The organism is Rhizobacter sp. P3_C12, from assembly GCF_056402735.1.
Genome location: NZ_JBFUGW010000257.1, coordinates 1 through 8839 on the forward strand (window position 1 = coordinate 1; position 8839 = coordinate 8839).

The window sequence follows — 8839 nt, forward strand, 5'->3', positions numbered from 1 at the left end:
GCTCACAGGCTTGCTACCGGGCCCGTTCAGCTTGCCGCTCTGGTCCGCCTTGAGCCAGTTGTGCAGCGTCTGATCAGCCACGCCCAGCACCTTCGACACCACCGCCAGGCTCTGCCCACCCTTGACCATCCGCACCGCCTCAAGCTTGAATTCCAGCGTGTAGCGCGCTCTCTTTGCCTTCGTCACTTTCGTTCTCCTTGCCTGGATTGAACCACTCAGCAAGGGATACGGATTCCGCGGGCAAGGTCATTGTGGCGGGGCTTCGACAGGCTCAGCCCGACCCTTCGACAGGCTCAGGGCGAGCGGATTTCAGACGTAGCGGTTCAGCAGGTTCTCCATCGCCTCCTGGCGGCCGGATTTCGGCTGCACGTCGGCATTGCGATCCAGCACGCGCTGCGCCACCGCGTCCAGCGTCAGCTCGCCCTTCAGCACCTGCTGGCCGAACGCGCCGCGCCAGCCGGCGTAGCGCTGCTGCACCGCCGATTCCAGCTTGCCTTCCTGGATCATCCGCTCGGCCGCCAGCAGCGCGCGGGCGCACAGGTCCATCGCGCCGACGTGGCCGTGGAACAGGTCTTCGGCGTCGATCGACTGGCGCCGCACCTTGGCGTCGAAGTTCAGCCCGCCGCTCGTGAAGCCGCCGGCGCGCTGGATGTGGAACATCGCCAGCGCCATCTCCGGCAGGTTGTTCGGGAACTGGTCGGTGTCCCAGCCGCACTGCATGTCGCCGCGGTTCATGTCGACCGAACCGAAGATGCCGAGCGCCGCCGCGGTCGCGATCTCGTGCTCGAAGCTGTGGCCCGACAGCGTCGCGTGGTTGGCCTCGATGTTGACCTTCACGTCGTTCTCGAGGCCGTAGGTCTTCAGGAAACCGTAGACGGTGGCGACGTCGAAGTCGTACTGGTGCTTGGTCGGCTCGCGCGGCTTCGGCTCGATCAGGATCGGCCCCTTCAGCCCGATCTTGTGCTTGTGATCGACCGCCATCGCGAGCAGCCGGCCCATCTGCTGCAGCTCCGACTTCAGGTCGGTGTTCAGCAGCGTCTCGTAGCCCTCGCGGCCGCCCCACATCACGTAGTTGGCGCCGCCCAGCCGCACGGTGGCGTCCATCGCCTCCTTGACCTGCAGCGCCGCCATCGCGAACACCTCGGGATCGGGGTTGGTCGCCGCGCCCGACATGAAGCGCCGGTGCGAGAACAGGTTGGCCGTGCCCCACAGCAGCTTCACGCCGGTGGCCTGCTGCTTCTCGCCGAGCAGGTCGACGGTGCGGCGCAGCCACTCGACGCTCTCGCGCGGCGTGCTGCCTTCAGCCACCACGTCGCGGTCGTGGAAGCAGTAGTACGGGATGCCGAGCTTGCTGAAGAAATCGAACGCGACATCGGCCTTCACGCGCGCCTGCTCCAGCGGGTCGGCGATCTGGTGCCACGGGCGCTGGAAGCTGTCGCCGCCGAACGGGTCGCGGCCGTCCCACACGAAGCTGTGCCAGTAGCAGGCGGCGAAGCGCAGCTGCTCTTCCATGCGCTTGCCGAGCACGACACGGTCCTTGTCGTACCAGTGGAAGGCAAGCGGGTTGTCGCTCTCGGGGCCTTCGTATTTGATCGGGGCGATGCCCTTGAAGAAGTCGCTCATGTCATGTCTCCTGGTGAATCAGGCTGCGGCAAAGGCGGCCCGCAGCGTCGGGTAAAGCGTCTTGAATCGGTCGTGGCGGGCCAGCAGCGCATCGCGGCGCGCGGCGGGCTCGGGCAGGTATTCGGTGTTCAGCGCGGGCGCGAGGCACACCTCGGCCTCGCTGCCGCCGGTGGCCAGCCACGCCAGGCGCGCGGCGCCGAGCGCCCCGCCGGCCTCGCCGCCATGCACGGTGCGCACCGGCACGCCGTACAGCGTGGCGAACAGCTGCGCCCACAGCGGGCTGCGCGAGCCGCCGCCGACGATCGTCAGYGGGCCCACCGTGGTGCCGGCGGCCTGCAAGGCATGCAGCCCGTCGAGCATGCCGAAGGCCACGCCTTCGAGCACCGACCAGCCGAGGTGCGCCGCCGTCGTGTCGTGCGACAGGCCGAAGAACACGCCGCGCGCCGTGGCATCGTTGTGCGGCGTGCGCTCGCCGCCGAGGTAGGGCAGGAACAGCGGCGCGGCCGCCTGGCCGGCCGCATCGAGCGCGCCGACATCGTTCAGCAGCGCGCCCTCGCCGGCCGCGCCGACCAGCCGGGTGACCCAGCTCAGGCAGCTCGCGGCCGAGAGCATCACGCTCATCTGGTGCCAGCGGTTCGGCACCGCATGGCAGAACGCATGCACCGCCGAGGCCGGGTTGGCGCGGAAGCGGTCGGTCACGACGAACAGCACGCCGCTGGTGCCGAGCGAGATGAAACCCTCGCCCGGCCGCACCGCACCGATGCCGACCGCGCTGGCCGCGTTGTCGCCGCCGCCGCCGGCCACCGGGATGCCGCGCGGCAGGCCCCAGGCATCGGCCAGCGTGTCGCGCAGTTGCCCCGACACCGCGCTGCCCTCGACCAGCCGCGGCATGCGCTGCTCGCTCAGGTTGCTCACCGCCAGCAGCTCGCGCGACCAGCGGCGCTGCGCCACGTCGAGCCACAGCGTGCCGGCCGCGTCGGACATCTCGCTGACCTTCTCGCCGGTCAGCTGCAGGCGCAGCCAGTCCTTGGGCAGCAGCACGCAGCGGGTGCGCTCGAACAGCTTCGGCTCATGGCGCTGCACCCACAGCAGCTTGGGCGACGTGAAACCCGGCATCGCGAGGTTGCCGGCGATCTCGGGCAGTGCCGGCAGGCGGCGCTGCAGCTCCAGGCACTCGGCCGCGGAGCGCACGTCGTTCCACAGGATGGCGGGGCGCAGCACCGCGTCGTCGGCATCGAGCAAGGTGGCGCCGTGCATCTGGCCCGACAGCCCGATGCCGCGCACGCGTGCGAACTCGGCCGGCGCCTCGGCACGCAGCGCAGCCACCGCGGTCTCGGTGGCGGCCCACCAGTCGGCCGGATCCTGCTCGGACCAGCCCGGGTGCGGACGCGACACCGTCAGCCGCGCGCCGGCCGTGGCCACGATGCGGTGATCGTCCTGCAGCAGCAGGACCTTGACTTCCGAGGTGCCGAGGTCGATTCCGAGGTACATGGCGGCGGGCGGCGCGAAGCCGGTTGTCATGACAAAAGGGCCCGGTGGGGCAACGCCCGCCACTTTAGTTCATCGAACAAACAAATGCACCTCGCGCTTTCCCGAAGTCGGATCCGGCCGGGTCGGTGGCGACAATGCGCCGCATGACACTCACCGGCGACCAGCACCTTGTCAAACGCATCAACCGCATGGCGCTGGTGCGCCTGCTGCGCGAGGAGCCGGGGCTGTCGCGCGCCGACCTGTCCACGCACAGCGGGCTGACCAAGTCGACGATCAGCATCCTGGCGAAGGAGCTGATCGACGAGGGCTGGCTGCTCGAAGAAGAGGCGCAGCACACCGGCAGCCTCGGGCGGCGGCCGAAGCCGTTGCGGCTGAACAGCCAGCGGCTGGCGCTGATCGGTGCCGAGCTCGGCATCGACGCGATCCAGACCGCGGCGGTGACGATCAACGGCGAGGTCATCGAATCGCAGCGCACGCTGCTGCGCTCGCTGGAGCCGCAACTGGCCTGCCACCAGCTGATCGAGCAGGTGCTGTCGCTCGCGGCGCAGGTGAAGGAGCGCGGCTACCGGCTGATGGGGATCGGGGTCGGGCTGCCGGGCGCGGTCGATGAGCAGGCCGGCGTGCTGAAGTTCGCGCCGAACATCGGCTGGCGCGACGTGGAGCTGGGCCGGCGGCTGTCGGGCGAGGCCGCGGCCGCGGGCCTGGAAGGCGTGCCGATCTACTACCAGAACGAGGCCGACCTGGCGGCGATCGGCGAGTTCGAGTTCAGCGAGGGGCCGGCCGACGACCCGCTGATCTTCCTGAGCTGCGGCATCGGCGTCGGCGCGGGCATCGTGCTGAACGACCGGCTGTTCAGCGGCGCGAGCGGGCTGGCCGGCGAGGTCGGCCACACGATCCTGCAGATGGGCGGGCCGCTGTGCTCGTGCGGGCGGCGCGGCTGCGCCGAGGCGCTGATCGGCGCGCGGCACATCCAGTCGCCCGACGACGTGGCGCGTGCGGGCGCCTACCTCGGCGTGCTGATCCAGAACGTGTGGATGACCTTCAACCCGACGGTGATCGTGCTCGGCGGCGAGACGGTCGAGCGCGGCGACGAGTTCCTCGACCCTGCCCTGGCGGCGGTGCAGCAGTTCGCGGCGGAGGCGGGCATCGCGCCGCCGCAGATCCGCATCGCACGGTATGGGTCACTGGCGACGGCCGTGGGCGGCGCCGCGTATGTCTTGCATTGCATGCTCAGGCCGATCTACGGCTAGTCATGTCAGCCCCTCGATCGACGAGTACATCGATCGATCCCCCAAGGGGATGCGGGCCGGCTTGGGGCGGCCCGGCGCTCGGCCCGCCTGCGCCGGCTCAAGCGTGCAGCTTGTCCCAATACGAGGCGGCCTTGCCGACCCAGCTGCAATAGTGCGGATCGTTCAGCGCATAGAACGGAATGCCGCGCGAGACGAACTTCTCGACTTCATTGCCGAGCGAGCGGTCCCCGGCCGGCAGCCGCTCGACCTCGACCTCCAGCGCGTGCAGTGCGATCGCGCGCTGCATCGGGTTCGGTGCCATCAGGTAGCGGCGCAGGGTCTGCGAGTCGACGACAGAGGTTTCCAGGTCCATTCAAGGCTCCAACAACATGTGGAAGTGGTCCATGCAAGTTCGGCCGTTTTGCAGCTGGCTTGAGGCCACCTCTCGGGCTCCCGTGTGCAGAAGTCTTCCATGGCGGCCCGTTACGTGACCGTGTGCCGGGTAACAGCGTGTTGAAGCCTGGGCAGGTGCGACGCAGTTCACGCTTGGCGACACCCACCCTGTCGGGTTCACGCACTGTCACGCGTTCGATGTATCGTCGCGCCCTCGCAGTAACCAACGGCTTTTCCGAAGTGACCACCACACGCCTTCGCCACGCCGCCCTCGCCGGCCTGATCTCCCTCCTTGCCACGAATGCGTTCGCGCAGGTGCGCGGCATCGGGGCCTCGTTCCCGTCCAAGGTCTACGAACGCTGGGCCAGGACCTACGAGCAGCAGAACGCCGGAGCCGCCGTCACCTACAAGGCCACCGGCTCGGGCGACGGGGTCAAGCAGATCAGCGCACGCGCGGTGGACTTCGGCGGCAGCGATTCGCCGCTGCCCGCCGACGAGCTGACGAAGCGCAAGCTGGTGCAGGTGCCGATGCTGATCGGCGGCATCGTGCCGGTGGTCAAGCTGCCCGGCATCGGCGCGAACCGGCTGCAGCTGTCGGGCGAGGTGCTGGCCGACATCATGGCCGCGCGCATCGTGAAGTGGAACGACGCGCGCATCGCGGCGCAGAACCCGGGCATCGCGCTGCCCGCGCTGCGCATCCAGCGCATCGTGCGTGCCGACCGTTCCGGCACGACCGAGGGCTTCACGCGCTACCTGTCGGAGGTGTCACCGGCCTTCAAGACCGAGATCGGTGCCGGCCAGGCACCGAAGTGGCCGGGCGAGGTCGCGACGGCCGAGGGCAACGACGGCATGGTGAAGGCGCTCGAAGGCAGCGACGGCGGCATCGCCTACGTCAGCTACGACCGCGTCGTGAAGGACGGGCTGGCGGCGGTGCGGCTGGTCAATGGCGCGGGCGTGGCGGTGGCGGCGTCGGAGGCGGGCTTCCGCGCGGCGATCCTCGACAGCGATGTCTCGCGCGCTGGCAACGACCTCGCGTCGCTGATGAACCGGCCCGCCAGCGGCGCGTGGCCGATCACGCAGACGAGTTTCGTGCTGTTCGACGCCGAGCCGGCCGATGCCGAGCGCGCCGCGCAGGGCATGCGATTCCTCTACTGGTGCCTGATGCACGGCGACGACCTGACGCGCGGCACGGGGTTTGCGCCGCTGCCGGTGAATTTGCAGGCACGGTTGACGGCGCGGTTTGCGGGTGTGCGTGCGAAGGATGGGAAGGCGCCTCAGTACATGAATTTCTAGCTGCGTTGCTGCGTGTGCGCGTCGCGCGGGGGGTGAGGCTGGGGAGCGCCAATCAGGGCGGGGCGCCGGAGCTGGCTGGTTTCTTGGCCCGCGTGCGCAGCACGCTTCGTCMACTGACTGTCGCCCACTGTTTGACCACAACGAGCGAAGYGAGTGGCGGGAGTTTGGGCGACGGGCCATGAAACCAGYCAGCGSAGGGGAGTCAKCGCCCCGCCAGGGGCGATGACCGCACCGACCGGCGAGCCMCAGCCTCCCCRCCCGCGCCTTTGCAAGCGCCAACAGACGTTCAGTACACCTCAGGCACGATCATCTGCTCAGGCACCGGCTGCCGGAAGTAATCATCGTGCCGCACCCGCTGCGGCAACTCGATCGGCGCATGCGCCACCTCCCCATACGGCAGCTGCCCCAGCAAATGCGCGATGCAATTGAGCCGCGCCTTCTTCTTGTCGACCGCCTGCACCACCCACCACGGCGCCTCGGCGATGTGCGTGCGCTCCAGCATGATCTCCTTGGCCTTGGTGTAGTCCTCCCAGCGGCGGCGCGACTCCAGGTCCATCGGGCTCAGCTTCCACTGCTTCAGCGGATCGTGGATGCGGCCAAGGAAGCGCAGGTGCTGCTCTTCATCGGTGATCGAGAACCAGTACTTCAGCAGCACGATGCCCGAGCGCACCAGCATCTTCTCGAACTCGGGCACGGTGCGGAAGAACTCCTCGTACTCGTCGTCGGTGCAGAAGCCCATCACCCGCTCGACGCCGGCACGGTTGTACCAGCTGCGGTCGAACAGCACGATCTCGCCGGCCGCCGGCAGGTGCGTCGCATAGCGCTGGAAATACCACTGCGTGCGCTCGCGGTCGTTCGGCGCCGGCAGCGCGGCAACACGGCACACCCGCGGGTTCAGCCGCTGCGTGATGCGCTTGATCACGCCGCCCTTGCCGGCCGCGTCGCGCCCCTCGAACAGGATCACCACCTTCTGCCGCGTGCCGACCACCCAGTCCTGCAGCTTCACCAGCTCGCCCTGCAGCCGGAACAGCTCGCGGAAGTAGCTGCGGCGCTGCTCACGGTCCGACGGCGTGCCGTCCGGGTCGCGGTCCTCGATCTCCAGCTCGAGCTCCTCGTCGTAGCTGTCCATCAGGTCGCGGTGGATGCGCTGCATCCACTCGTCTTGTTCGGGGTTCACGCTCATGGTGGGTACGGCAGGTTGAAAGACACAGGTGCCTGACGGTGCATCAGCCGCATGACGGGACCATGACAGCCCGCCGTCATGCCGTTGTCACATCGCCGTCCGACGATCCGGCTCCATGAACACCAGCACCACCACCGCCGGCACGCTGCCCGTATCGTCGCGCCCCTCGCTGGACCGCAAGCCCGGCCCGCTGACGGCGATCCTGTTCATCGGCCTGCTCGCCGCCGGCCTGCTGTTCACCGGCTACAGCCTGGTCGGCGACATCAGCGCGGCCGGCACCACGGTCACCACTTGGCTGCCCTTCCTGCTGCTGGGCGTGGCGCTGCTGATCGCGCTCGGCTTCGAGTTCGTCAACGGCTTCCACGACACCGCCAACGCGGTCGCGACCGTCATCTACACCCATTCGATGCCGCCGAACATCGCGGTGGTCTGGTCGGGCTTCTTCAACTTCCTCGGCGTGCTGGTGTCCAGCGGCGCGGTGGCCTTCGGCATCATCTCGCTGCTGCCGGTCGAGCTGATCCTGCAGGTCGGCTCGGGCGCCGGCTTCGCGATGGTGTTCGCGCTGCTGATCGCCGCGATCGTCTGGAACCTCGGCACCTGGTGGCTCGGGCTGCCGGCCTCGTCGTCCCACACGCTGATCGGCTCGATCATCGGCGTGGGCATCGCCAACGCGCTGATGCACGGCCGCGACGGCACCAGCGGCGTCGACTGGGCGCAAGCCACCAAGGTCGGCTACTCGCTGCTGCTGTCGCCGCTGGTGGGCTTCGGCTGCGCGGCGCTGCTGCTGGTCGCGCTGCGCGCCTTCGTGAAAAACCGCGCGCTCTACGAAGAGCCGAAGGGCAACCGGCCGCCGCCGTGGTGGATCCGCAGCCTCCTGGTGCTGACCTGCACCGGCGTGTCGTTCGCGCACGGCTCGAACGACGGCCAGAAGGGCATGGGGCTGATCATGCTGATCCTGGTCGGCACGGTGCCGATGGCCTATGCGCTGAACCGCGCGATGCCGGTCGACCAGGTGACCCAGTTCGTCGCGATGGCGCAGGCCACCCAGGGCTCGCTGGTGCGCGGCAACGCGGCCGCCGTGCCGGCTGCCACCCCGGCCGATCCGCGCAAGGTGCTGTCCGACTACGTGCGCACCAAGGCCTTGACGCCGGACGTGGTGCCGGCCCTCGCCGAGATGGCCGGCAGCATCGGCCGCCAGGTCAAGCAGCACGGCTCGCTGGCCCGCGTGCCGGCCGAGGCGGTCGCGAATGTGCGTAACGACATGTATCTCGCATCGGAGGCGATCCGCTTCCTCGACAAGGCCGAGGGCACCGGCTTCGACACCGATGCGCGCGCCAACCTGAAGGCCTTCAAGAAGCAGATCGACGACGCGACCAAATTCATCCCGCTGTGGGTGAAGGTGGCGGTCGCGATCGCGCTGGGCCTGGGCACGATGGTCGGCTGGAAGCGCATCGTGGTCACCGTCGGCGAGAAGATCGGCAAGACCCATCTCACCTATGCGCAAGGGGCGTCGGCCGAGCTGGTGGCGATGCTGACGATCGGCGCGGCCGACGTGTACGGCCTGYCGGTGTCGACCACGCACGTGCTGTCGTCGGGCGTGGCCGGCACGATGGCGGCCAACCGGTCG

Annotated in this window: 8 protein-coding genes; 3 read left to right on the top strand and 5 right to left on the bottom strand. The window is 69.0% G+C overall.

Annotated elements, in window-relative coordinates:
* The 3 genes from AC1DXV_RS27330 to xylB form a co-directional block, all read right to left on the bottom strand.
* The coding region (locus AC1DXV_RS27330) for a transposase (protein ID WP_477867874.1) at positions 1-186 on the bottom strand (186 nt) is incomplete at its 3' end.
* Between the two features lie 123 nt (positions 187-309).
* A complete protein-coding gene (gene xylA, locus AC1DXV_RS27335; RefSeq protein ID WP_477873454.1) occupies positions 310-1623 on the bottom strand; it encodes a xylose isomerase in 1314 nt (437 codons plus the stop codon).
* An 18-nt stretch (positions 1624-1641) separates the two neighbouring features.
* Positions 1642-3114, bottom strand: a complete 1473-nt coding sequence (xylB, locus tag AC1DXV_RS27340; RefSeq protein ID WP_477936524.1) for a xylulokinase — start codon at positions 3112-3114, stop codon at positions 1642-1644.
* Between the two features lie 143 nt (positions 3115-3257).
* Here xylB and AC1DXV_RS27345 point away from each other — a divergent pair, with 143 nt between their 5' ends.
* A complete protein-coding gene (locus AC1DXV_RS27345) occupies positions 3258-4364 on the top strand; it encodes an ROK family transcriptional regulator (protein ID WP_477936516.1) in 1107 nt (368 codons plus the stop codon).
* 97 nt (positions 4365-4461) lie between these two features.
* Here AC1DXV_RS27345 and AC1DXV_RS27350 read toward each other — a convergent pair whose 3' ends face one another.
* Positions 4462-4716, bottom strand: coding sequence for a hypothetical protein (locus AC1DXV_RS27350; protein ID WP_477936518.1), 255 nt, complete (start codon positions 4714-4716; stop codon positions 4462-4464).
* A gap of 260 nt (positions 4717-4976) precedes the next feature.
* Here AC1DXV_RS27350 and pstS point away from each other — a divergent pair, with 260 nt between their 5' ends.
* The gene (pstS, locus tag AC1DXV_RS27355; RefSeq protein WP_477936520.1) at positions 4977-6029 is read left to right on the top strand and encodes a phosphate ABC transporter substrate-binding protein PstS; all 1053 of its coding nucleotides are present in this window, start codon (positions 4977-4979) and stop codon (positions 6027-6029) included.
* Between the two features lie 286 nt (positions 6030-6315).
* Here the strand turns inward: pstS and ppk2 are convergent, their stop codons facing one another.
* Positions 6316-7212, bottom strand: coding sequence for a polyphosphate kinase 2 (gene ppk2 / locus AC1DXV_RS27360; protein WP_477873465.1), 897 nt, complete (start codon positions 7210-7212; stop codon positions 6316-6318).
* Positions 7213-7327: 115 nt separating this feature from the next.
* Here ppk2 and AC1DXV_RS27365 point away from each other — a divergent pair.
* On the top strand, positions 7328-8839 hold a 1512-nt coding region (locus tag AC1DXV_RS27365; RefSeq protein WP_477936522.1), incomplete at its 3' end, for an inorganic phosphate transporter.